Raw genomic sequence first — 23,535 nt, forward strand, 5'->3', positions numbered from 1 at the left:
CGAGAGAGGACCCGCCCAACATGTCCAGAAGAACCAGGCGTACGACGCTCAGCGTCGGCGCCGGGGTGGTCGCGGCTGCCCTGGTGACCGTCGCGGCCCTCCAGTTCAACGCCCAACCCGCCGGTGCGGTCGACTGCAACAACTTCTGGGTCGCCCCCGACGGCAACGACTCCGCGAAGGGCACCGAGAAGGAGCCCTGGAAGACCGTCACCCGGGCCCGCGACGAGATCCGGAACAAGGATCTCAACGACCGGATGAACTGCGACATCACCGTCAACCTGAAGGCCGGCAACTACCCGGTCGCGTCCACGATCGACCTGAACGAGCAGGACTCCGGCAAGAACGGCCACCGGGTCGTGTATCGCAGTGTCGACGGCCCCGGTAAGGCGCAGCTCCAGGGTGCCGAGGAGCTCACCGGCTGGACCCCGACCCAGAACGGCATCTACAAGACCAAGTTCGACGCGTCCAAGCCCTTCTACACGCTCTTCGAGGACGGCAAGCGCGCCACGAACGCCCGCTACCCGAACCGCGCCGCCGAGGACACGTGGGCGCCGTACATGACGTCGATCCTCTACGAAGAGGACAAGATGGACGTCCACAACTGGCTGTGGGGCAAGGCCGGTGACTGGGATCCGAAGTGGGACCTGAGCCAGGCGTCGGTGACGATCTGGTCCGGTGGCTCGTGGTCGTGGTTCACGGACACCATCCCGCTGCTGGACACCAACTTCAAGAAGACCCAGACCACCCTGAAGTACTTCACCCGGTTCGCCATGGTGAACAGCCGCGGCGGCTCGCGGTACTACTTCCAGAACTCGCTGAGCTTCCTGGACCAGCCAGGGGAGTACTACGTCGACTTCAAGGCCGGTGAGGTCTACTACAAGCCGCGCGCCGGCACGATGGACGGCGTCAAGGTACTGCGGCCCACGGTGAAGACCGTGCTCAACCTGGCCGGTAAGTCACCGCAGGACCGGCTGCACGACGTGACGTTCGACGGTCTGGGCGTGCAGTACTCCGACTTCGTCAGCTGGTACCGGGTCGGCTGGAACGCTCCCGGTGACTCCGGCTACGAGCACAAGTACCCCGAGTACGACCGGCAGATCGAGCTACCGCGGGACCAGTTCGGTGCGATCACCCTGACCAACACCAGCAACATCGACCTGAGCCGGATGCACATCTCCGACACGGGCTACACCGGCATCTTCCTGCTGTACGCCAACGATCACACCAGGGTCACCGACAGCCTGCTGGAGAACATCGGCAACGACGGGATCAAGGTCGAGGGCGGCTGGCCCGGCGAAGGGGACCTGACCAACCACCACACGTTCTCGAACCTGTTCATCGACCATGTCGGTGAACTGGTCCCGGGTGACGCGGCCGGCATCGAACTGATGACCACCGGGAACAACACGGTGACGAACGTCGAGGTGAAGCACAGCGCCCGCTACGGCATCAGCCTGGAGTCGCGGCCGGAGGTGAAGGACCCGGACCAGTACTCGTCCGGTAACACCTTCAAGTACATCAAGCTGGAGGAGATGGGTCTGGACAGCGGCGACATGGGCGCCTTCTACACGTACGGCGTGGACAACCAGGAGCCGCACCCGATCCAGAACAGCATCGACCAGATGGTGATCGGCGACGTGATTCCGGACCCGTCGATGCCCGACGCCGGCGGTACCCGCGGTGTGCACATGGACGCCGGTGGCTGCGGGTTCGCGATCAGCAACGTGCAGGTCGGGAAGGTGACCGACCAGAAGTACCAGGCCTACCAGTGCAACCAGGTGACCAACGCCGACTGGGAGGCGGGCTTCGACACGTCGAAGATGGAGTACGACAAGATCGGCGTACTGCCCGGCTTCCCGTACGACGTGACAGGCCGGTGAACCGGGTGAAGCTGCTGGGCGGAGTGGTCATCGGTCTGGCGCTCGCAGTCGTAGGAGCCGGCACGGCGCTGGGCGCCGGGCCGGAGAAGGACGCCGCCGCGTGTGACGGGTTCTGGGTGTCGCCCGACGGCGACGACTCGGCTGCGGGGACGCAGCGGAAGCCGTGGAAGACCGTGGAGCACGCGCGGGATGCCTTGCGGATCAGGGCGCACGCCGGCTGCACCACGGTGGTGAACCTGAAGGCCGGGACGTACCAGGTCGACAAGACGATCACGTTCGACGACCGCGACTCCGGGGTCACGTACCGGAGCGCGGACGGGCCGGGCAAGGCCGTCTTCGAAGCGGGGCGGGAGGTGACCGGCTGGACGCCGTACAAGGACGGCATCTTCAAGGCGCCGGTCGACATCAGCCAGCCGTTCTACAGCCTGTACGCCGACGGGAAGCGTGCCACCACGGCCCGCTACCCGAACCGCGAGTCCGACGACAAATGGGCGCCGTACCTGCGGTCGGTCCTGTTCGACCCGACCAAGGAAGCGGTGCGCGACCAGCTCGGGTTCAACGCCGGTGACATCGACCCGTCCTGGGATCTTCGGCTCGGTACGTCGTGGCCCGCGCAGGTGACGGTGTGGTCGGGCGGCTCGTGGTCGTGGTTCACCGACACGATCCCGATGCTCGACATCAACTTCACGAAGAAGCGGACCACGCTGGTGTACCCGGCGCGGTACGGCTTCATCAACTCCGGGGGCGGCTCGCGGTACTACGTGCAGAACTCGCTGAGCCTGCTCGACCAGGCCGGCGAGTACTACCTGGACTACCCGGCGAAAACCCTGTACTACAAGCCGGCCGGCGGCACCATGGACGGCGTCACGGTGTACCGGCCGACGCAGACGCAGGTGTTCTCGATCGAGGGCGCGTCCCCGAACCGGCGGGTGGAGAACCTGACCCTCGACGGACTGACCATCCAGCACACCGACTTCATGGACTGGTACCGGTACGGCTGGAACGGGACGGGTGACTCGGGCGTCAAGCACAAGTACCCGAAGTACGACACGCAGATCGAGCTGCCGCGGAACCGGTGGGGTGCGATCACGCTCACGAACACGCGCGGGGTGAAGCTGACCGGGCTGCACATCCAGCAGACCGGGTTCACCGCGATCGAGTTGCTGTTCGCGAACGAGAAGACCACCGTGTCGGACAGTCTGCTCGAGCACCTCGGCAACGACGGCATCAAGGTCGAGGGCGGCTGGCCCGGCGAGGGCGATGTTGCCCACGGCAACACGTTCACCAACAATTACATCCACCACATCGGAGAGCTGGTGCCCGGCGACTCGGCCGGCGTCGAGATCATGAACAGCGGCGGCAACGAGATCAGTCACACGGTCGTCGAGCACGGCGCCCGGTACGGCATCAGCATCGAGTCGCGGCCGGAGATCCCGAACGCGGACAACTACACCGGCGGCAACACCGTCAAGTTCGTCCGGCTGTCGCACTTGGCGCAGGACAGCGGCGACACCGGTCCGTTCTACGCGTACGGCGTCCGCAACGAGCCGCCGTACACGCCGGACGCCTCCGTGTCGCAAATGATCATCGACGATGCCAACGCCGATCCGTCGATGCCGGACGCGAAGCCGTACGGCGTGCACATGGACTTCGGCGGCTGCGGGTTCGCGTTCTCTCACATCTTGGTGACGAACACCGAGAGCGACCCGTACCACGGGCCGTCGGCCGGGCCGTGCGACACGTTCGCGAACGTGAGCTGGGAGGCCGGGTTCGACGACTCCAAGATGCAGTACGACCAGATCGGCGTACTCCCTTCGTTCCCCTACGAGAAGCCCTGAGGTCCCTGAGGTCATGGACAAGGAAAGGTTTGCAGGCAAGGTCGCGCTGATCACCGGGGGTGCTTCCGGGATCGGCGCGGCCACCGCCCGCCGGATCGCCGACGAGGGCGGCACGGTCGCGATCTGCGACCGCAACGGCTCAGCAGCTGCTGAGCTTGCCGATGAGCTGGGCGGTACGGCGTTTCAGCTCGACGTGACCGATCTCGAGCAGACGGTGGAGGTTGTCTCCGGGTTGGAGCGGGTTGATGTGTTGGTGAGTGCTGCTGGTGTGGACGTCTGCGACACCGTGCCGAACACCACGCCGGACGAATGGCGGACGATCCTCGACGTCGACCTGACCGGTGTCTACAACTCGTGCCGGGCCGTCCTGCCGCGCTTCGTCGCGCAGGGCGGCGGTGCGATCGTCACGATCTCGTCCGCGATCGGGACGGTCGGGGAGCGGAACAGGTCGGCGTACTGTGCGGCGAAGGCCGGCGTGGAGAACCTGACCCGTGCGATGGCACTCGACCACGGCCCGGCCGGCGTCCGCGCGAACTGCGTGGCGCCCGGGCTGATCGACACGCCGCTGATCCGCAACGGCAAGGTCAGCGGTGCGGACGATCCGGGTGCGATGCAGGCGATGGTCGACCGGCACCACGCGCTCGGTCGGATCGGGCAGCCGTCGGAAGTGGCCGCGGCGATCGCGTTCCTGGCGAGCGACGACGCGTCGTTCATCACCGGCGCGATCCTGCCGGTCGACGCGGGCTGGACGGCGCAATGAACATCCTGGGCGGTTACCGAGTACTCGACGTGTCGGTGGCGATGGCGGGCCCGCTGGCGGCGATGCGCCTCGGCGACCTCGGCGCGGACGTGGTCAAGGTCGAGCCGGTCACCGGTGAATGGCAACGGCACACGGCCGCCGGTGGCGCGACCGGCAACCAGGTCAACGCGTCCTTCCTGTCGCTGAACCGCAACAAGCGCAGTCTGGCCGTAGACCTCAAGTCCGACGCCGGCCGTGAGCTCCTGTACGAGCTGGTGCGCACAGCGGACGTGTTCCTGCAGAACTACCGGCCTGGTGTGGCTGCACGTCTCGGCCTCGACTACGACACCCTCCGCGCACTGAAGCCCTCGCTGGTCTACGTGTCGATTTCTGGGTACGGCGAGAGCGGCCCGTACGCCGAGTGGCCCGGACAGGACCTGCTGGTGCAGGCGATGAGCGGTGCCCTGTTCAGCGCCGGCCGACCGGACGAGCCGCCCGTCGCTGCGCCGTACTTCCTGGCCGACGCGGTCACGGCGTACAGCGCGTTCGAAGGTGTACTAGCCGCTCTGCTGCATCGGGAGCGGACCGGTGAGGGACAGCTGGTCCAGGTGAACATGCTGGACGCGGTGATCGCGCTACAAATGCAGGAGCTGTCGGTGCACACCGTTGGCGGCGTACCGCAGACGCGGTCGGAGGAGGTACATGCGCACAGCTATATCCGCGCGCCGTACGGAATCTTCACCACTGCGGACGGGTACATCTCTCTGGCGTTTGCGAACCTGCCTGTGCTGGCGGAGGTACTGGACGCGCCACAGCTGGCCGGGCTGGACGCGGAGCGAGACGGGTTCGCGCGGCGGGACGAGATCGCCGCTGCGGTCTCTACTGCGCTACGACGAGAGACGACAGAGCACTGGATGCTCAAGCTGCGTGAGCGCGGTGTGTGGTGCGGTCCGGTGCTCTCGTACGACGACGTACGTACGGATCCACAGGTGCTGCACAACGAGTCGTTCGTGACGTACGAGCACCCGACCGAAGGCACTGTGACGACACCTGGCTTCCCGTACCGCTTCAGTCGCACGCCTCCCGACGTACATCGTCCTGCTCCGCTGGTCGGCGAGCACACCGATGAGCTGCTGGCCGAGCTCGGCGTGTCACCGGCGAAACGACAGGCGTTGCTCGAACAGGGTGCGGTGGTAGCCCCATGAGGGCGGACGGGAAGATCCGCTTCGAGCAGGACGGGTACGTCGGCATACTCACCCTGGACCGTCCCGCGAAGCTGAACGCGGCCACCCGGTCGATGAGCGCCGAGCTGCTCGAGCTCATCCCACGCATCGACGACGACCCGTCGATCCGCGCGGTCGTGGTGACCGGAGCGGGCGAGCGCGCCTTCTCGGTCGGCAGCGACATCGGCGAGCTCGACCGGTACGACGGCCCGTGGCACTTCCGGAACCGGCGGGACTACTGCGACGCGCTGCGCTCGTTGCGGACGCCGGTGATCGCGGCGGTCAACGGGTACGCGTACGGCGGGGGACTGGAGCTGGCGCTGTCGTGCGACATCCGGCTGGCCGCGGGAACCGCGAGCTTCGCGGCGGCGGAGATCAAGCTCGGGTGGATCGGCGGCGGGGGAGTGACGGCGCTCCTCGCGGCGTCGGTGCCGGCGAGCGATGCGGCGATGATGCTGCTCACCGGCGATCCCATCGACGCTGTCGAGGCGCTCCGCATCGGGCTGATCAGCGAGATCGTGGATCCCGAGGACCTGTTGCCGACCGCCACCGAGTTGGCGCACCGGATCGCCGCACGCCCACCGGTCGCGGCCGCCGCTGCGAAGGCGAACCTGCGCGCGGCCTGGTCCATGGGACTGGAGGCCGCCATTCAGTACGAGCGCGAGCTGCAGGCCGTTGCCCTCGGCACGCAGGACGCCGCCGAAGGACGGGCGGCCTTCGCGGAACGTCGTACCGGAACCTTCGAAGGACGGTGAGGTTGTGGCTGAACAGATCGCGCCGGGTATCCATCGGCTGGCGACCGACTATCCGCACGTGTGTGGACTGCCGCTCTGGTTGCACGTGATCGACGCCGGCTCCGAGCTGGTGTTGCTCGACGCGGGGATCGCGTCCACGCCCGAGTCGTCGACAGCTCCCGAGCTCGCCGGCCTGGGGCTCGGGCTGTCCGATCTCACCCTGGTCGTCAACAGCCACGCGCATCCCGATCACATGGGCGGCAACGCCGTACTGCGCAAGCACAGCGGGGCACGGTTCGCGGCGCCCGCGTTGGAGGCCGGGTGGCTGGAGGACAACGAGCGGCTGCTGACCGAACTGTGGGGCTCGGATCCGGACGCGCTGGACCTGTCGGAGACCGAGCGGACCGAGCTGCTGGAGATGCTGGACGAGCGAGTCCGGATCGACGTCCTGTTGCGCGACGGGGACCGGCTTCCCGGTGAGCGCCCCTTGCGGGTGATCACGACCAGCGGCCACAGTCCCGGGCACATCGCCGTACTCGACGAGACCTCGCGGACCCTGTTCACCTTCGACGACGTGCAGGGCCGCGGGCGCCCGTACCTCGACAGCGCGTTCTGGCTGGCGCCGCTCTACACCGACGTCGTCCGGTACACGAACGGGCTGAGCCGGCTCCTCGAGCTGGACTTCGACGCGCTCGTCCCGTCCCACGGCGACGCGATGGACGCGACCGCCGGCCGGAAGCTGATCGAGGAGAGCCTCGAATGGGTCGCCGCCGTCGACGAGCTCACCCTCGGCCTGCTACGTAGCAAGGGTTCGCTGACTGTCCGTGACCTGGCCGACGCCATCGGCAGCGAGTTGGGAGCGTACGGCGGGATCAACCTGCAGACCGTCCGGATGGCCCGGGCGCACCTCGAGCACCTGGCCCGTCGCGGCGGCGCCGAGACCCGCTGGCACCACCTCGGCTGACCGGATTCCGCAAGACACTCCGAACAAAGCTGCGTGACTCCCCAAGACACGACACAGTCGGACAAGGAGATCGGAAAGCGCTCTCCAATCGTGGGGGGCTACGACCTGGGAGTGTCGCGTGGCTCAAACAGAACGAATCCCCAGCCGACAGACCACGGCCGGAGAACCCAAGGGGTCCGGACCGCCGGGCGCCGTTACGGACAGTAGATCCTCGGAGCGCTCGGCGGGGAAGCCGCCGTCGTGGTGGGCGCGGGCCCGGCGGGACAAGATCCTGCTGCTGATGGCCCTCCCCGGGCTGGCGCTGCTCCTGGTGTTCCACTACCTGCCGCTGCTCGGGAACCTGATCGCGTTCCAGGAGTACCTGCCGTTCGTGCCGCTCGGCCGCAGCGCGTGGGTCGGGTGGGACAACTTCGCGGTGATCTTCAACGGCGACGCGGAGTTCCTGAACGCACTCAAGAACACGCTGCTGATCACGCTGGTCCAGGTGATCTTCGTGTTCCCGGCCCCGATCGCGTTGGCGCTGCTGCTGAACAGCCTGCTGTCCGAGCGGATCAAGCGGGTCGTGCAGTCTTTGCTGTACCTGCCGCACTTCCTGTCCTGGGTGATCGTGATCGCGATCTTCCAGCAGATCCTCGGCGGCAGCGGACTGATCAACAACTTCCTCCGCGAGCACGGGATGGGCACGATCGACTTCCTCGGCAACCCGGACGGTTTCATCGCGCTGCTCACCAGTCAGGTGATCTGGAAGGACACCGGGTGGGGGACGATCCTGTTCCTCGCCGCGCTGACGCAGATCGATCCCGGGCTGTACGAGGCCGCGCGCGTCGACGGCGCCTCCCGCTGGCGGCAGCTGTGGCACGTCACGGTGCCCGGGATCCGCGGGCTGATCATCCTGCTGCTGATCCTGCGGCTCGGCGACTCGCTGACCGTCGGGTTCGAGCAGATCATCCTGCAGCAGAACCTGGTCGGGCGACCGGCGAGCGAAGTGCTCGACACCTACGTCTACAACAACGGCGTACTGGCCGGCCAATGGGGTGTGTCGGCCGCGGTCGGCTTGGTGAAGGGTCTTGTTGCCGTCGTCCTGGTGCTCGGCGCCAACAAGATCGCCCACATCTTCGGTGAGGCAGGGGTGTACAAACGATGAGCGTCATTCAGAAAGGGATCGACGACGGTCCCGGGATGCCGTCGCGGGCGGTGAAGGGTGTCGTACTGCTGGTCTGCTGCGCGGTCGTCATCATTCCGTTCATCGGCGTGATCGCGACCAGCATCGCCAGTCAGGAACATGTCACGAACTCCGGCGGGTTCGTGCTCTGGCCGGACGGGCTGAACCTGGACGCCTACAAGGCGATCTTCAACGGCGGCGTGGTGCAGCGGGCGCTGCTGATCAGCGTCGTGATCGCCACCTTCGGCACGCTGATCAGCCTGGCCGGATCCACGATGCTCGCGTACTCGCTCAGCCGGCCGGGGTCGTTCGGGCAGCGGCCGATCCTGATGATCGTGCTGTTCAGCCTGTTGTTCAGCCCGGGCCTGATCCCGAACTACCTGGTGGTGAAGGAGTTCGGGCTGCTCGACTCGTTGCTGGCGCTGATCCTGCCGACGGCGATCAGCGGGTTCAACGTGATCGTGCTGCGCTCGTTCTTCATGGGCATCCCGGACTCGGTGCTCGACTCCGCCCGGATCGACGGCGCCGGCGACTTCCGGATCTTCTGGTCGATCGTCCTGCCGCTGTCGAAGGCGGTGCTGGCGGTCGTCGGGTTGTTCTACGCGGTCGGGTACTGGAACGCGTTCTTCAACGCGATGCTCTACATCAACGACACCGCGAAATGGCCGCTGCAGCTCGTCCTGCGGACCTACGTGATCAACAACACCGAGCTGAGCAGCGGTGACCTCGGCGGCGCGTCGGCCGACCAGCTGCCGCCGCAGGAGTCGATCCAGATGGCGATCCTGGTGGTGTCGCTGGTGCCGATCCTGATCGTGTACCCGTTCCTGCAACGGCACTTCGCCAAGGGCATGCTGACCGGGGCGGTGAAGGGATGACGGAAATCAGCAGGATCAGCAGGCGAACGCTCCTCGGTGGATCGCTGGCGGCCGCGGCCGTCGGCCTGAGCGGCTGCTCCACCGTCACCAGGTCGACGGATATCGCGGCGTTGAACAAGCCGGTCGCGCTCCCGACGTACAAACGCTTCGACGGCCCGAAGCCGGACCTGCCGCGCAGCCACCCCTTGATGCCGGACTGCTTCTACCGCTTCCCGGAACATCCGGCGAAGGTCACCGACGGCGTACCGGCCGATGGCAGCGACCTGTCCGGGTCGGTGCCGACGTCGAATCCGATTCCGCCGACCGCCGACCGCAACCTGTACTGGCAGGAGCTGAACCGGAGAATCGGTTCGCCGCTGTCGCTGACGATCACCTCGGCCACCGGCTCCGATTTCACCAACAAGTTCGCGACCTCGGTGGCCGGAGACACGCTCGGAGATCTGTTCAACGTCGACGGCAAATTCTCCTATCTGCCACAGTTCCTGGAGGCGCGGGCCCAGGACCTGACCGAGTACCTGTCCGGCGACGCGATCCTGGAGTACCCGTTCCTGGCCAACCTGTCACCCGACTCGTGGCGCGGTTGCGTGTTCTCCGGCGGTATCCGGGCGGTCCCGATCCAGCGCGGCGTCATGTCGTCCACCCTGCTGCTGGCCCGGCAGGACCTCCTCGACCAGTTCGGCGTCGAGCTCGGCTCACCCGGCGTGGACGAGCTGAACGCGGTGGCGAAGGCGGTCACGGACCAGAAGAAGAATCGCTGGGCGTTCGCGGTCCCACCCTCGTCGGCGCTGAGCGCGATGCTGAGGTTGCCCAACGGCTGGGAGGTTCGCGACGGCCGCCTGGTGCACGGCCGCGAGCTCCCGGAGTACAAGGAGATGCTCGCGATCACCGCGAAGATGCAGGCCGACGGGCTGATCCACCCCGACGGGGTGGCGAAGAACAACCAGAAGGTCTGGTTCAGCCAGGGGTCCGCGGTGATGACGCAGGACACCTACTCGTCGATCCAGAGCTTCTACCGGCGCGCCGTGACGCCGAACTTCGCCATCGCGCTGCCGGTCGTCCGGGACAGCGCCGGGAAGGTCGGCCGGTTCCTGCTGGGTGCGCCGAACAACTCGATCTCGGCGATCAGACCCAGTTCGCCGGAGCGGACCAAGATGCTCCTGCGGGTGCTGAACTGGATGGCCGCGCCGTTCGGCACCGAGGAGTACCTGTTCCGCAAGTTCGGCCTGCCCGGGCGGCACTACACCCTGAAGGGCACCGATCCGGTCCTGACCAAGGACGGCAGCAGCGAGGTCTGCCTGGGTGAGTTCCCGATCCAGTACCTCGCCGACGGTGGCTATCCGGTCTACTTCCCGGGTCACCCCGAGGCGGTCGATGTCGCGTACAACCACCTCAAGACGATCCTGCCGACCGCGATCCTGCAGCCGACGTACGGGCTCTACTCGTCGACCGACTCGACGAGGGGCAAGGTCGCCGACAAGGACTTCGACTCGCTCACCAAGGAGATCCAGCTCGGCCGCTCCAGTCTGTCGGACTGGGACAAGGCGGTAGCCAACTGGCGCAAGTCGAGCGGCGACGCGATCCGCCACGAGTACGAAGAAGCAATGGCCGCGCAGGGCCGGAAGTAGCCGGAGGCAACAACCGCCGTACGCACCGCCCGCAAGGCGATGCGTACGGCGGTTGGCCGTCAGTCGCAGCGCAAGCTGTCGAGGTTCGGTGCGTCGCCCATCGCCTGGTTGCCGGCGTCGTTGGGGTGCAGCCCGTCGCCGCCGTCGTACGCCGCTGCGAGCCGGGACGGATCCGCCGGGTCGCGCGTGGCCGCGTCGAAGTCCGCCACCCCGTCGAATTCACCGCTCGTGCGGATGAACGTGTTCACCGCCTGCCGGATTGCTTCTTTCTCCGGCGTGTACACGAACGAGCTCCCCATCGGCGTCAACGTCCCGCCGACGATGCAGCGTCCGGACGCGTGCACCCGGGCGATCAGCTGCCGGTACCCGGCGAGCAACTGCTCGGTCGTCGCGCCGGCGTAGATGTCGTTGATCCCTTCCAGCACCAGCACCGTCCGTACGCCGGGCTTCGTCAGCACGTCCTTGTCCAGCCGGGCCAGCGCGCTCGCCCCCGCGCTACCTGCCTTGGCGACCCCGCCGAGGACCCGGTTCCCCGAGATGCCCTCGTTCGAGATCGCCAGCCGCGCCGGCTCGGGCAGTCGTGCGTAGCGGCCAGCGAGGATGTCCGGCCAGCGCCGGTTCGTGTCGATCGTCGTACCGACCGACGAGGTGATCGAGTCGCCGAGCGTCGCGACCGTCGCCACGTCCCGCGTCGCCTCGACGATCGCGGCGTTCAGGAAGAACCACGCCGAGGACTCGGTCTGGTACGCCGTACTCGACTCGTCAGCCGCGTGATCACCGGATGTTGACTTGTAGCTGTGCTGCATCGCGCGGTTGTGCGCGGTGATCACGCCCGTCGTCCCGACCACGTGCAGGCTGACCGTCAGACTCGTCAGCGCCGGGACCACACCCGGCAGTGGGTCGCTGATCGCCATCGCGCCCGGCGGGATCGTCACCGTCGTCCTGCCGCTGAACGTCAACCGCCTGCTCGACCCCGGTACGACGGTCGCGCCGCCGGCCTGCCGCCCGACGTACACCGAGTCCGACACCAACGGCTGATCCCCAAATCCGTTGGAGATCCGGATGCGCAGATCCTTGCCGCCCACCGACGTCCGCAGCACATTCCGCACCGTCACATCGCTCAACGACCCACCGGCAATGTCGTCCGCGGCGCCCCAGGTCGTCACCAGCCCATCTCTACCTCCACCCCCTCCTTCACCGGTCGTCGCCACCTGGTCCGGTGCGGCCGCCACCAGACCCGCCGCACCCACCGCCGTCACCAGCAAACTCGCGCCCACCCGGCGCCACGCAGTAAATGTCATGCCCATCAAGTCACCCCCGAATAGACATGCTTGCAATCGTTTGCACAGCTTCCGTCGCCGAACGGTCTGCCTGGCGAGCCGAACGGTAGATATCCCGGCAGCCGGTGGATTGGCCGGTCGGGGACAATGGGCAGTGATGACGCTGACCGAGATGTTGCCGGAGACGACCGAGCCTGACGACCTGTACGACGCGTTCGCGCGGTGGGTGGGGGAGCAGGGGATCTCGTTGTACCCGGCTCAGGAAGAGGCGTTGATCGAGGTGATGACGGGGTCGAACGTGATCCTGTCGACGCCGACCGGCTCCGGGAAGAGTCTGGTGGCGACCGGCGCGCACTTCGCGGCGCTGGCGAACGGGCAGCGGACGTTCTACACGGCGCCGATCAAGGCGCTGGTGTCGGAGAAGTTCTTCGCGTTGTGCGACGTGTTCGGCGCGGAGAAGGTCGGCATGCTGACCGGCGACGCCTCCGTCAACGCGGGCGCGCCGATCATCTGCTGTACGGCGGAGGTCCTGGCGAACATCGCCCTGCGCGAAGGGGCGGACGCGGACGTCGGCCAGGTGGTGATGGACGAGTTCCACTTCTACTCCGAGCCGGATCGCGGCTGGGCGTGGCAGGTGCCGCTGCTCGAGCTCCCGAAGGCGCAGTTCGTGCTGATGTCCGCGACCCTCGGTGACGTCGAGCGGTTCAAGATCGACCTGTCCCGCCGTACCGGCCGTCCGACCGCGATCGTCGCGTCCGGCGAACGGCCGGTCCCGCTCGTCTACAAGTACGTCACCACGCCGCTGCACGAGACGCTCGCCGAGCTCCTGGTGACGCATCAGGCGCCTGTGTACGTCGTGCACTTCACGCAGGCCGCTGCCCTGGAACGCGCTCAGGCGCTGACCAGCATCAACGTCTGCACGAAGGAAGAGAAGGACAAGATCAAGGAGCTGATCGGGCACTTCCGCTTCAGCGCGGGCTTCGGCAGGACTCTGCAGCGGCTGATCATGCACGGGATCGGGGTCCACCACGCCGGCATGCTGCCGAAGTACCGGCGGCTGGTCGAGCAGTTGGCGCAGGCGGGATTGCTGAAGGTCATCTGCGGCACCGACACTCTCGGCGTCGGGATCAACGTGCCGATCCGCACCGTCCTGCTGACCGCTCTCAGCAAGTACGACGGACGCCGGCAGCGGATCCTGAAGGCGCGCGAGTTCCACCAGATCGCCGGCCGTGCCGGTCGTGCCGGGTACGACACGTCCGGAACCGTCGTCGTCCAGGCGCCGGACCATGTCGTGGAGAACGTCCGGTTGCTCGCGAAGGCGGGCGACGACCCGAAGAAGCAGCGCCGGGTGCAGCGCAAAAAGCCGCCGGAGGGGTTTGTCACCTGGGGTGAGGACACCTTCGACCGGCTCGTGGCGGCCGACCCCGAGCCGCTGCAGTCCCGGATGCGGGTCAGCCACGCGATGCTGCTGAACGTGATCGCCCGCGACGGTGACGCGTTCGCGAGCATGCGGCACCTGCTGCAGGACAACCACGAGGACTCCCGGGCGCAGATCCGGCTGATCCGCCGCGCGATCCAGATCTACCGGACGCTGCTCACGGCCGGCGTGGTCGAGCGCCTGGACGAGCCGGACGAGAACGGCCGATCGCTGCGGCTGACCGTGGACCTGCAGAAGGACTTCAGCCTGAACCAGCCGCTGTCCACCTTCGCACTCGCCGCGCTGGACCTGCTCGATCCCGAGGACCCGCTGTACGCGCTGGACGTGGTGTCGGTGGTCGAGGCGACGCTGGAGGATCCGCGCGCGATCCTGCTGGCGCAGCTGCACCACGCCAAGGGCGAGGCCGTGCAAGGGATGAAGGCCGACGGCATCGAGTACGAGGAGCGGATGGAGCTGCTCGACGAGATCAGCTGGCCGAAACCGCTCGAAGAGTTGCTCGAGGCAACCTTGGAGATGTACCGGCAGACGCACCCCTGGGTTGCCGAGGCCGGGCTGTCGCCGAAGTCCGTCGTACGGGATATGTTCGAGCGGGCGATGACCTTCGGGGAATTCATCCAGTACTACGGTCTCGCGCGCTCGGAGGGCATCGTCCTTCGCTACCTGAGCGACGCGTACAAGGCGCTGCGGCAGACCGTGCCGCCGGACAAGGTGAACGAGGACCTCACCGACCTGATCGAGTGGCTCGGTGAAGTGGTCCGCCAGACCGACTCCAGTCTGCTCGACGAGTGGGAAGAGCTGACGAACCCGACCGACGTCCCGCAGGCCGAGGTGGTCCCAGCGGGTCCGCGCCGGATCACCTTGAACTCCAGGGCCTTCCGCGTCCTCGTCCGCAACGCCATGTTCCGCCGCGTCGAGCTACTCGCCCTGCACCGCTGGGCCGAACTCGGGCAGCTCGACAACGCAGCCGGCTGGGACGCGGGCCGCTGGGCCGAGGCCGGTACGGCGTACTACGCCGAACACGACGTCGTAGGCACCGGCCCCGCCGCCCGCGGCCCCGCCCTCTTCATGGTCGAGGAACACCCCGGCTACTGGGAAGTCCAACAAATCATCGACGACCCCGAAGGCAACCACGACTGGCGCATCACCGCGAGCGTAGACCTGAACGCCTCCGACGAAGCCGGCGAACTGATCCTCGAAATGGTCTCGTTCAAGCCCCTGTAGGCCAGTCGACGTCGACCTCGGTTTCGGCGTCGTAGTTCACGCCCGGTACGTCGAAGCCGTAGAGGCGGCGTACTTCGGTGAGGAACCAGGTGGTGTCGGCGACCTCGGCGATGTTGGCCTGGGTTGCCGACTCCCACTGTGCGCGGACGGCGGACTGGACGTCGTCGTTGAGTTCCCAGCGGTCGAGGCGGATGCGGCCCTCGTCGTCAAGGTCGAACGGGGTCTCGCCGGTGAGCTGGTCCCACAGGGCGATCGACTGCTCCACCGGTGTCTGCAAGCCGGTCACCTTGTGCAGGAGGCTGACGTACAGGCCGATGCCGGGGATCGCGGACGACGCCTGCGTGACGGCGGCGCCGTTGACCGAGGTCATCGCGGTCACGCCGTCCGCGGCCAGCTTCAGTGCGGTCTGCTCCAGGTCCGCCTTGGCCGCGCCGATCGAGCCCTGGCGGTAGAGCGGACCGGTCAGCTCGGAGCCGATGTAGGTGAGGGCGACGGTGTTGAAGCCGGGCTTGAGCAGGTCGCGGTCCTGGAGCGCGGCGATCCACAGGGTCCAGTCCTCGCCGCCCATCACCTTGACGGTCTGCGCGATCTCGTCGTCGGTCGCGACCTCGATCCCGACCTCCTGCAGCACCGGCGCACCGTCGTCGAACGCGAGGCTCTTCGTGGTGTGCTCGGCGCCGATCGCCTTCAGCACCGACTGGTACGTCTCGCCGGTGCGCGGGTCCGTGCGGCGGGGCGCGGCGACGCTGTAGACGAGGTGGTCGATCCCGCCGAGCTGCTCGGCGACCAGGTCGAGTACTTCGTCCTTAGTGGTGTCCGCGAACGCGTCCGCGTTCACGAAGCTCCACGAGCGGCCGAGCTCGGCGGCGAGCGCGGCGGTCTCCGCGGTGCGGTACCAGCCGGCGGTCGCCGTACGTCGTGCCGTCGGAGCCTTCTCGAAGCAGATGCCGATGCCGTCGATCCCGTACCGCGCGAGCCCGGCGATCGTGGTCGCGAGCCCATAGCCCGAACTCGACCCGATCACCAGCGCAGTACGGCGCTGCGTCGTACGGCGCTCGACCTCCGCAGCCATCTCCCGCACCACCCGCGCACACCCGGCGGGATGCGAGTCAAGAAACAAAAACCCACGCCCAACCGGCCGCACCACACGCTCACTCATACCGGAGACCCTAATGGCGTGCCCGTTGCACAGGTACTGGTGGGTGCGTACAGGCAATAACCTGTCCAACGCCGCCGGCACGCGGGTCCACCCCCCGCTCCCGGCAGGTCAGCTCCAGTACATCTCTGCATCGTCCGGTTCGACGACGACGTCGGCGCCGAGGCGGCGGAGGTTGCCGGCGAAGTCGGTGTAGCCGCGGTGTACATGGTGGGCGGCCGACACGAGTGTCTCGCCCTCGGCGGCGAGACCGGCCAGCACTAACGCCGCGCCCGCGCGGATGTCGGAGGCGACCACCGGAGCGCCGGACAGCCGCGGTACGCCGCGAACCACGGCGTGATGCCCGTCGGTCTGGATCTGCGCACCGAGCCGGGTCAGCTCCTGCGCGAACGTGAACCGGCCCTCGAACAGGTTCTCGGTGACCATCGCCGCGCCGTCGCTGATCGCGTTCAGCGCGATCACGAACGCCTGCAGGTCGGTGGCGAACCCGGGGTAGGGGAGCGTGACCACGTCCACCGGCTTCGGGCGGTCATGCATCCGGACCCGGAAACCGGGGTTCAGCACCGTGATCTCCGCGCCGGCCTTGTGCAGCTTGTCGAGCGGCAACTCGAGATGCTCCGCGTGCCCGTTGGTGATCGTGATGTCACCCTTGGTGATGGCTGCCGCGAACGCCCAGCTGCCGGACACGATCCGGTCCGGGACCACGACGTGGTCGACCGGCTTGAGCAGCCCGCTCACCCCGGTGATCTCGATCCGCGGCGAGCCGGCGCCGTCGATCTGCGCGCCCATCTCGACCAGCATCGCCGCGATGTCCTGGATCTCCGGCTCGCGGGCGGCGTTCTCGATGATCGTCGTACCGCGCGCGAGCACGGCCGCCATCATGATCGTCTCGGTGGCGCCCACGCTCGGGAAGTCCAGCCAGACCTCGGCGCCGTGCAGGCCCTGCGGGGCCTCGGCGATCACGAAACCGTGCTCGATGTGCACTTTCGCGCCCATCGATTCCAGGCCCGCGACGTGCATGTTCAGGCCGCGGGAACCGATGTTGTCGCCGCCCGGCAGCGCGACCTCCGCCTGGCCGCAGCGCGCCAGTAGGGGACCGAGCACCGAGATCGACGCGCGCAGCTTGCGGACCAGGTCGTAGTCGCACTGGTGCCCGATCGTGCCCGGTACGGCGATGGTCGCGAGCCGCTGCTCCGCGTCGACGGTCACCTCGCACCCGAGGGTGTCCAGGAGTTGCGCCATGAACGTGACGTCGAGAATGCCCGGCACCTGCCGCAGCGTCGTCGTACCCTCTGCCAGCAGCGCTGCCGCCATCAGCTTGAGCACACTGTTCTTCGCTCCGGCCACCTCGACAGCGCCGTCGAGCCGTGCCTCACCCGCGATCCGAAACCGTTCCACCGGTCGACTGTAGCGTTTGAGCCGGCGAGGCTTTGCGTAGAGTCCTCGCATGGCTGTGAACTTGACGCGGATCTACACCCGCACCGGAGACGCCGGCGAGACCCGCCTCGGCGACAACTCCGTCACCTCGAAGACGGATCCGCGGCTGGCGGCGTACGGCGAGGTCGACGAGGCGAACTCCGCGATCGGCGTGGCCATCGCGGCCGGGCACCTGAACACTGCGCTCGTGGTCCTGCTGACCCACGTCCAGAACGACCTGTTCGACGTCGGCGCGGACCTGTGCAACCCGGTCACGCCCGACCCGGAATACCCGCCGCTGCGCATCACCCAGGACTACGTCGACCGTCTCGAGGGCTGGTGCGACGACTACAACAGTCGTTTGACCAAGCTCCGGTCGTTCATCCTGCCCGGCGGCACCGAGGGCGCCGCGTACCTGAACGTCGCCCGCACGGTCGTCCGCCGCGCCGAGAGGGCCGGCTGGGCCGCCGTCGAGGCGCACGGGCCGTCCGTCAACCTGCTTGCGCTCACCTATCTGAACCGGTTGTCCGATCTGCTCTTCATCCTCGGCCGTGTCGCGAACCTGTCCTCCGGCGGCGACGTCCTCTGGGTGCCGGGTGGGGAGCGAGGCTAGCTGATCTCCCAGCTGAACGGCATTCGCAGTACGCCGGCCGGCGGCAACCCCAGCGCACTGTAGAGACCGGTGGTCAGGCCGTCGAGCGTCAGCGGCGCCGCACTGACAGCCAGGTCATCGGTCGTCGTGGGCGCCTTCAGCTGACTGAGCAGGTTGCGATGCGGTACGGCGGTCACGGCGATCTCGTCGCGGTCCAGACCGGCCCGGTTGCACGCGAGCGTCAGTGCGTGCTGGAAGCCGCCCAGCTCATCGATCAGCTTGTGACTGTGCGCGTCGGCACCGGTCCAGACCCGTCCGCGGGCCAGCGACTCCAGTTGGTCCTCGGGCAGGCCGCGATCCTGTGCGGCCTTGGCGACGAAGTCCTTGTAGATGCGGTCGAGCGTCTCCTCCAACCGCGCCCACTGCTCGTCGGTGAACTCCTCCTGCGCCGAGTACATCTGTGCGTTCGCGCCCTCCGACACGGCCTCGCGTGAGATGCCGATCCGCCCGAGCGCATCGCGTACGACGCCCTTGCCGGTGAGAACCCCGATCGACCCGGTGATCGTGCCGGGCTGCGCCACGATCACGTCAGCCGGCATCGCCACGAAGTACCCACCGGATGCGGCCACACCGCCCATCGACGCGATCACGGGACGTCCGGTGGAGCGCAGCCGGAGGACTTCGTTGCGGATCGCGTCCGAGGCGACGTACGAACCACCTGGGCTGTCGACGCGCAGCACTACCGCCTTCACGCGTTCGTTGTCCGCTACAGCGCGCAGTGCGGCGCCGACGGTGTCGGAGCCAGAGCCAGGACCACCCAGCGGGCTGTTTGAGTTGCGGCCGACCGTGATGCCGCCTGTCACGCGGACAACCGCCACCAGCGGCTTCTGCGGCCACGGGAGCTCTTGCGCACCTCGTCGAGTGTCCGCGGGCCACGCCGGATGTACCGCTCGGCCAGGAGTCTGTCGTCGTACTGCAGCTCCTTCTCGAGCTCGTCGTACACGTCCGACCGGTAGCCGAGTCGATCGACCAGTCCGGCGTCCAGACCGACCTGTGCGGGCAGCGGCGCACCGTCGACGAGCTCTCGGACCCGTGCAGTGTCCAGACGCCGTCGTACGGCGATGCCCTCGACGATCTGTTCGTACGCCGACTCCGCCAGCCGCGACGCCATCTCACGAGCAGGCGCGGTCATCTCCCGCTCGGTGAACGTGTCGGCAGCGGTCTTGTACTCACGGCGCTTGCCGAACTGGGGGATCACACCGGCCTTGTCGAGCGCCCCGCGGACGAAGACCGCCTGCACGGACACACCGGTGATCGCCAGGTCGCCGGACGGCTGGAGCCAGATCTCGTCGAACGCGGTCGCCAGGTAGTACGGCACCGTGCCCTGTCCGGTCCCGCCGAACGACTCGGTCCAGGCTACGGCCGCCTTGCCCGACGTACGGAAGTCCGCCACCGCCTCACGCAGCTCCTGCACCTGTGCGAGTGAGAGCCGCCTGCCACCGATGTGGGCCACTACGCCGACCACACCGTCGTCGCGCGCCCCCTTCCGCAGTGCGCCCACCAGCTCGCGCAGTGTCGGCAGGTGGCGCGCACGGAACGCCGCCACCGGTGAAGCGGGCGGCGTCTCGAGTACGCCGCGGGTCAGGTCCAGCTCGAGCAGAATCCCCATACTCCGACCCTAGACCCACACCAAAGGCCAGTTGGCTCAAGGAGTTTCCAGCAGGCCGCGGGCGGCGGCTTCGTCCTTCGGCCAGACGTAGACCGTCCAGCCGTCGGTGGTGCGGGCCGCGGTGGCCTTGATGCCGAAGTCCCGCAGGCGGCTGACCAGGACGCGGGCCTCGTTGTAGTTCGGCACGGTGCGGATGTCGATGAGCAGGCCGAAGGCGTCCCGGTCGGCCGGGCGGTGGTCCACCCGGCGTACGAGCGACCCACCCTTCGCCTTCGAGAAGGCCCAGCGGCACAGCAGGACCATCACACCGGCCAGGGCGAGGGCCACCACCGGGAACAGGAAGTAATCCTCGGCGAACACGGACACCATTGTCTCGCGAAACAAAAGATCGCGAGCTCTTGGCAACCTTCCGTGTCTCCAGGGAGTCTTTACCAACACAGACGCTGCCATACAAATTTTCTGGGCCGGCCAGTCACTCGGGGGCCGCCGGAAGAGCGGGAGGGCACGGACATGCTCGCACCGACCCACAGCAATCCTGACAACGTGGTACACCTGACCGGAATCCTCGACGTGCGCTCGGTGGGCGACGTCCGCCAAACTCTCAATTACGTGATCGACTCGTTCGACGGCGACGTGATCGTCGACCTGGAAGCGGTCGATGCGGTCGACGCGACCGGCCTCGGCCTGCTGGTCGCGACCCACCGCCGCACCCAGTTGCTCGGCCGTCAACTCGTGCTCTGGCACCCGATGCCGTCGGTCGTCCGCATCCTCGCGGTCACCCGCCTGCACCGCGTCCTCAATGTCGAACGGACACCGTTGCCGATCAGTGCGTGAGTGTGATCCACGCCCCTGGTGACACCAGTCACGAGGTGCGGACTCACAAGGGCACAGAGTCCTACTCTCGGGTACATGGCGACCGACAAGGATCGACCCTGGGTGATGCGGACGTACGCGGGCCACTCGTCCGCGGCGGAGTCCAATGCGCTGTTCCGCCGGAACCTCGCGAAGGGCCAGACCGGGCTGTCCGTTGCGTTCGACCTGCCGACCCAGACCGGGTACGACGCGGACCACCCGCTCGCGAAGGGTGAGGTCGGGAAGGTCGGCGTACCGGTCGCGCATCTGGGCGACGTACGGGCGTTGTTCGACCAGATCCCGCTCGCGCAGATGAACACGTCGATGACGATCAACGCGACCGCGATGTGGCTGCTCGCGCTCTACCAGGTGGCCGCGCAGGAGCAGGGCGCGCTGCCGGACGAGCTGACCGGGACCACGCAGAACGACATCGTCAAGGAGTACCTGTCACGCGGGACGTACGCGTTCCCGCCGGACGCGTCGCTGCGGCTGACGACCGACCTGATCGCGTACACGGTCGCCACGATGCCGAAGTGGAATCCGATCAACATCTGCAGCTACCACCTGCAGGAGGCCGGCGCGACGCCCGTGCAGGAGCTGGCGTTCGCGCTGTCGACGGCGATCGCCGTACTCGACCGGGTGCGCGACGGCGGGCAGGTGCCGCCGGAGCGGTTCGGGGACGTGGTGCAGCGGATCTCGTTCTTCGTGAACGCCGGCGTGCGGTTCATCGAGGAGACATGCAAGATGCGTGCCTTCGTCCGGCTCTGGGACGAGCTGACGCTGCAGCGGTACGGCGTGACGGACGCGAAGGCCAGGCGGCTGCGGTACGGCGTACAGGTGAACTCGCTCGGGTTGACGGAGGCGCAGCCGGAGAACAACGTGCAGCGGATCGTCCTCGAGATGCTCGGGGTGACGCTGTCGAAGAACGCGCGGGCGCGGGCGGTCCAGCTGCCGGCGTGGAACGAGGCGCTCGGATTGCCGCGACCGTGGGACCAGCAGTGGTCGTTGCGGATGCAGCAGGTACTGGCGTACGAGTCCGACCTCCTCGAGTACGACGACATCTTCGACGGGTCGCACGTGATCGAGGCGAAGGTCGACGAGCTGGTCGCCGGTGCGCAGGAGGAGATCGACCGTGTGCAGGCGATGGGCGGCGCGGTCGCCGCCGTCGAGAGCGGGTACCTGAAGCAGGCGCTCGTCGGATCGCATGCCGAGCGGCGGCAGCGGATCGAGTCCGGCGAACAGATCGTCGTCGGGGTGAACAAGTTCGAGAACACCGAGCCGTCGCCGCTGACCGCCGACCTCGACACCGCGATCCAGACTGTCGATCCGGCGGCCGAATCGGCTGCGCTCACGTCGCTGAAGACGTGGCGTGCCGAGCGCGACGCGACCGCCGTCGACGCCGCCCTGTCGAAGCTGCGCGCGGCGGCCAAGACGACCGACAACCTGATGCCCGTGACGCTCGAGTGCGCTCGTGCCGGCGTGACGACCGGCGAATGGGCCGGCGTACTGCGAGAGATGTACGGCGAGTACCGCGCACCGACCGGTGTCGCCGGATCCGTCGGGGTGTCCGGTGGCGGCGCCGAGATCGCCGCGGTCCGCGAGAAGGTCGCCGCCACGTCGTCCGAGCTCGGCGGCCGCCTCCGCTTCCTGGTCGGCAAACCCGGCCTGGACGGCCACTCGAACGGCGCCGAGCAGGTCGCGGTCCGCGCCCGCGACGTCGGCTTCGAGGTCATCTATCAAGGCATCCGCCTCACTCCCGAGCAGATCGTCGCCGCGGCGGTCGCCGAGGACGTCCACTGCGTCGGCCTCTCGATCCTGTCCGGCTCGCACATGGAACTGGTCCCGCAGGTGGTCGAAGGCCTCCGCGAGGCAGGCCTCGAGGACGTCCCCGTCGTCGTCGGCGGCATCGTCCCCGAAGCCGACGCCAACTCCCTGCGGTCCGCCGGCGTGGCCGCTGTCTACACCCCCAAGGACTACGACCTCACCGGCATGATGTCCGACGTCGTCGACGTCATCCGCCAAGCCAACAAGTTGTAAGTTTGGGCGCATGACCGCTAATACTCGGCAGATGTCCAACGGAACTGAGATCCCGGTGCTCGGGCTGGGGGTCTGGCAGGTGGATGACGGAGCGGAGTGCGAGCGCGCCGTCACCTGGGCGCTCGAGGCCGGTTACCGGCTGATCGACACCGCGCAGGCCTATCGGAACGAGGCCAGCGTCGGGAAGGCGATCCGGGAGAGCGGGATCCCGCGCGAAGAGATCTTCCTGACGACCAAGTTCTACCCGGGCGGCAAGGACGCGAAGGTCGAGGCGGAGAAGAGCCTCGAGCGGCTCGGGACCGACTACCTCGACCTCTACCTGATCCACTGGCCGCAGGGCGGGCCGACCTGGGCCTGGCCGGCGATGGAAGCGGCCGTGGACGCGGGCCTCACCAAGGGCATCGGCATCTCCAACTTCAGCTCCGCCGAGCTGCAGGAGCTGAGCAAGATCGCCCGCATCCAGCCGGCCGCGAACCAGATCCAGTTCAGCCCGTTCGAGTACCGCAAGGGCCTCGTCGAGGCCTGCGAGGAGGCGAACGTCGTCGCGCAGGCGTACAGCCCGCTCGGCACCGGCCGCCACCTCGGCGACCCGGTCATCGCCCGGATCGCCGAGGCCACCGGCCACACGCCGGCGCAGGTCCTGATCCGCTGGGCGATCCAGAAGGGCCTCTCGGTGATCCCGAAGTCCATCCACCAGGACCGCATCGTCGAGAACTTCAACGTCTTCGACTTCGAGCTGGACGACGCGGCGGTCGCCGACCTCGACGCCCTCGACACCACGAACCTGACCGCGGACGCCCTGTCCCAGAGCGGCAAGTGGTGGTCCTGACCGCG

At 67.7% G+C, this 23,535-nt stretch carries 20 protein-coding genes; 14 read left to right on the plus strand and 6 right to left on the minus strand.

Annotated elements, in window-relative coordinates; all coding sequences use genetic code 11:
• Window positions 1-20: 20 nt before the first annotated feature.
• From EV651_RS27245 to EV651_RS27285, 9 genes are all read left to right on the plus strand, one after another.
• Entirely contained in the window at window positions 21-1,880 is a 1,860-nt protein-coding gene (locus EV651_RS27245; protein WP_133788095.1) for a right-handed parallel beta-helix repeat-containing protein, read from the plus strand.
• On the plus strand, window positions 1,877-3,718 hold the full coding sequence (locus EV651_RS27250; RefSeq protein ID WP_133788096.1) for a right-handed parallel beta-helix repeat-containing protein: 1,842 nt from the start codon (window positions 1,877-1,879) through the stop codon (window positions 3,716-3,718). The genes EV651_RS27245 and EV651_RS27250 overlap by 4 nt, the downstream gene beginning before the upstream one ends.
• 13 nt (window positions 3,719-3,731) lie before the next feature.
• On the plus strand, window positions 3,732-4,478 hold the full coding sequence (locus EV651_RS27255) for an SDR family NAD(P)-dependent oxidoreductase (protein WP_133788097.1): 747 nt from the start codon (window positions 3,732-3,734) through the stop codon (window positions 4,476-4,478).
• Window positions 4,475-5,662, plus strand: coding sequence for a CaiB/BaiF CoA-transferase family protein (locus EV651_RS27260; RefSeq protein ID WP_133788098.1), 1,188 nt, complete (start codon window positions 4,475-4,477; stop codon window positions 5,660-5,662). The genes EV651_RS27255 and EV651_RS27260 overlap by 4 nt, the downstream gene beginning before the upstream one ends.
• Window positions 5,659-6,435: an enoyl-CoA hydratase/isomerase family protein gene (locus EV651_RS27265; protein ID WP_133788099.1), complete on the plus strand. Its 777-nt coding sequence runs from the start codon at window positions 5,659-5,661 to the stop codon at window positions 6,433-6,435. The genes EV651_RS27260 and EV651_RS27265 overlap by 4 nt, the downstream gene beginning before the upstream one ends.
• A gap of 4 nt (window positions 6,436-6,439) precedes the next feature.
• On the plus strand, window positions 6,440-7,378 hold the full coding sequence (locus EV651_RS27270) for an MBL fold metallo-hydrolase (RefSeq protein ID WP_166658806.1): 939 nt from the start codon (window positions 6,440-6,442) through the stop codon (window positions 7,376-7,378).
• 280 nt (window positions 7,379-7,658) lie between these two features.
• Window positions 7,659-8,522, plus strand: coding sequence for a sugar ABC transporter permease (locus EV651_RS27275; protein WP_133788101.1), 864 nt, complete (start codon window positions 7,659-7,661; stop codon window positions 8,520-8,522).
• Window positions 8,519-9,415, plus strand: a complete 897-nt coding sequence (locus EV651_RS27280) for a carbohydrate ABC transporter permease (RefSeq protein WP_133788102.1) — start codon at window positions 8,519-8,521, stop codon at window positions 9,413-9,415. The genes EV651_RS27275 and EV651_RS27280 overlap by 4 nt, the downstream gene beginning before the upstream one ends.
• Window positions 9,412-11,040 (plus strand): extracellular solute-binding protein, encoded by a 1,629-nt coding sequence (locus tag EV651_RS27285; RefSeq protein ID WP_133788103.1) that lies wholly within the window; start codon window positions 9,412-9,414, stop codon window positions 11,038-11,040. The genes EV651_RS27280 and EV651_RS27285 overlap by 4 nt, the downstream gene beginning before the upstream one ends.
• Window positions 11,041-11,099: 59 nt before the next feature.
• On the opposite strand, the gene EV651_RS27290 is transcribed toward EV651_RS27285, so the two are convergent.
• Window positions 11,100-12,341: an SGNH/GDSL hydrolase family protein gene (locus tag EV651_RS27290; RefSeq protein ID WP_202870533.1), complete on the minus strand. Its 1,242-nt coding sequence runs from the start codon at window positions 12,339-12,341 to the stop codon at window positions 11,100-11,102.
• A gap of 136 nt (window positions 12,342-12,477) precedes the next feature.
• Here EV651_RS27290 and EV651_RS27295 point away from each other — a divergent pair, with 136 nt between their 5' ends.
• A complete protein-coding gene (locus EV651_RS27295; RefSeq protein ID WP_133788104.1) occupies window positions 12,478-14,979 on the plus strand; it encodes an RNA helicase in 2,502 nt (833 codons plus the stop codon).
• Here the strand turns inward: EV651_RS27295 and fabV are convergent.
• Together fabV and murA are read right to left on the minus strand one after the other, a co-directional pair.
• Complete coding sequence (gene fabV, locus EV651_RS27300) at window positions 14,966-16,138, minus strand: enoyl-[acyl-carrier-protein] reductase FabV (protein WP_133788105.1); 1,173 nt, start codon at window positions 16,136-16,138, stop codon at window positions 14,966-14,968. The genes EV651_RS27295 and fabV overlap by 14 nt on opposite strands.
• A 108-nt stretch (window positions 16,139-16,246) precedes the next feature.
• Entirely contained in the window at window positions 16,247-17,533 is a 1,287-nt protein-coding gene (gene murA / locus EV651_RS27305; protein ID WP_133788106.1) for a UDP-N-acetylglucosamine 1-carboxyvinyltransferase, read from the minus strand.
• Window positions 17,534-17,582: 49 nt separating this feature from the next.
• Here murA and EV651_RS27310 point away from each other — a divergent pair, with 49 nt between their 5' ends.
• A complete protein-coding gene (locus EV651_RS27310) occupies window positions 17,583-18,164 on the plus strand; it encodes a cob(I)yrinic acid a,c-diamide adenosyltransferase (RefSeq protein WP_133788107.1) in 582 nt (193 codons plus the stop codon).
• Here EV651_RS27310 and sppA read toward each other — a convergent pair.
• Genes sppA through EV651_RS27320 form a run of 3 tightly spaced genes read right to left on the minus strand, consistent with a single transcriptional unit; the run spans window position 18,161 to window position 20,181 of the window.
• Window positions 18,161-19,021 carry a signal peptide peptidase SppA gene (gene sppA / locus EV651_RS42600; protein WP_238157219.1) on the minus strand — a complete coding sequence of 287 codons (861 nt, stop codon included), beginning with the start codon at window positions 19,019-19,021 and terminating at the stop codon, window positions 18,161-18,163. The two genes, EV651_RS27310 and sppA, sit on opposite strands and share 4 nt — an antisense overlap.
• The gene (locus tag EV651_RS42605) at window positions 19,003-19,812 is read right to left on the minus strand and encodes a S49 family peptidase (protein ID WP_238157220.1); all 810 of its coding nucleotides are present in this window, start codon (window positions 19,810-19,812) and stop codon (window positions 19,003-19,005) included. Before EV651_RS42605 ends, sppA begins: the two co-directional genes overlap by 19 nt.
• A gap of 36 nt (window positions 19,813-19,848) precedes the next feature.
• Window positions 19,849-20,181, minus strand: coding sequence for a hypothetical protein (locus tag EV651_RS27320; protein WP_133788174.1), 333 nt, complete (start codon window positions 20,179-20,181; stop codon window positions 19,849-19,851).
• 141 nt (window positions 20,182-20,322) lie between these two features.
• Here EV651_RS27320 and EV651_RS27325 point away from each other — a divergent pair, with 141 nt between their 5' ends.
• The 3 genes from EV651_RS27325 to EV651_RS27335 all read left to right on the plus strand — a co-directional run bounded on the left by EV651_RS27325 (window position 20,323) and on the right by EV651_RS27335 (window position 23,530).
• Window positions 20,323-20,646, plus strand: coding sequence for an STAS domain-containing protein (locus EV651_RS27325; RefSeq protein WP_133788108.1), 324 nt, complete (start codon window positions 20,323-20,325; stop codon window positions 20,644-20,646).
• 75 nt (window positions 20,647-20,721) lie between these two features.
• The gene (locus EV651_RS27330; RefSeq protein WP_133788109.1) at window positions 20,722-22,701 is read left to right on the plus strand and encodes a protein meaA; all 1,980 of its coding nucleotides are present in this window, start codon (window positions 20,722-20,724) and stop codon (window positions 22,699-22,701) included.
• 31 nt (window positions 22,702-22,732) lie between these two features.
• Entirely contained in the window at window positions 22,733-23,530 is a 798-nt protein-coding gene (locus tag EV651_RS27335; RefSeq protein ID WP_238157221.1) for an aldo/keto reductase, read from the plus strand.
• Window positions 23,531-23,535: the final 5 nt, after the last annotated feature.

The organism is Kribbella sp. VKM Ac-2571 (assembly GCF_004362255.1).
Taxonomy (GTDB): Bacteria; Actinomycetota; Actinomycetes; order Propionibacteriales; family Kribbellaceae; genus Kribbella; species Kribbella pratensis.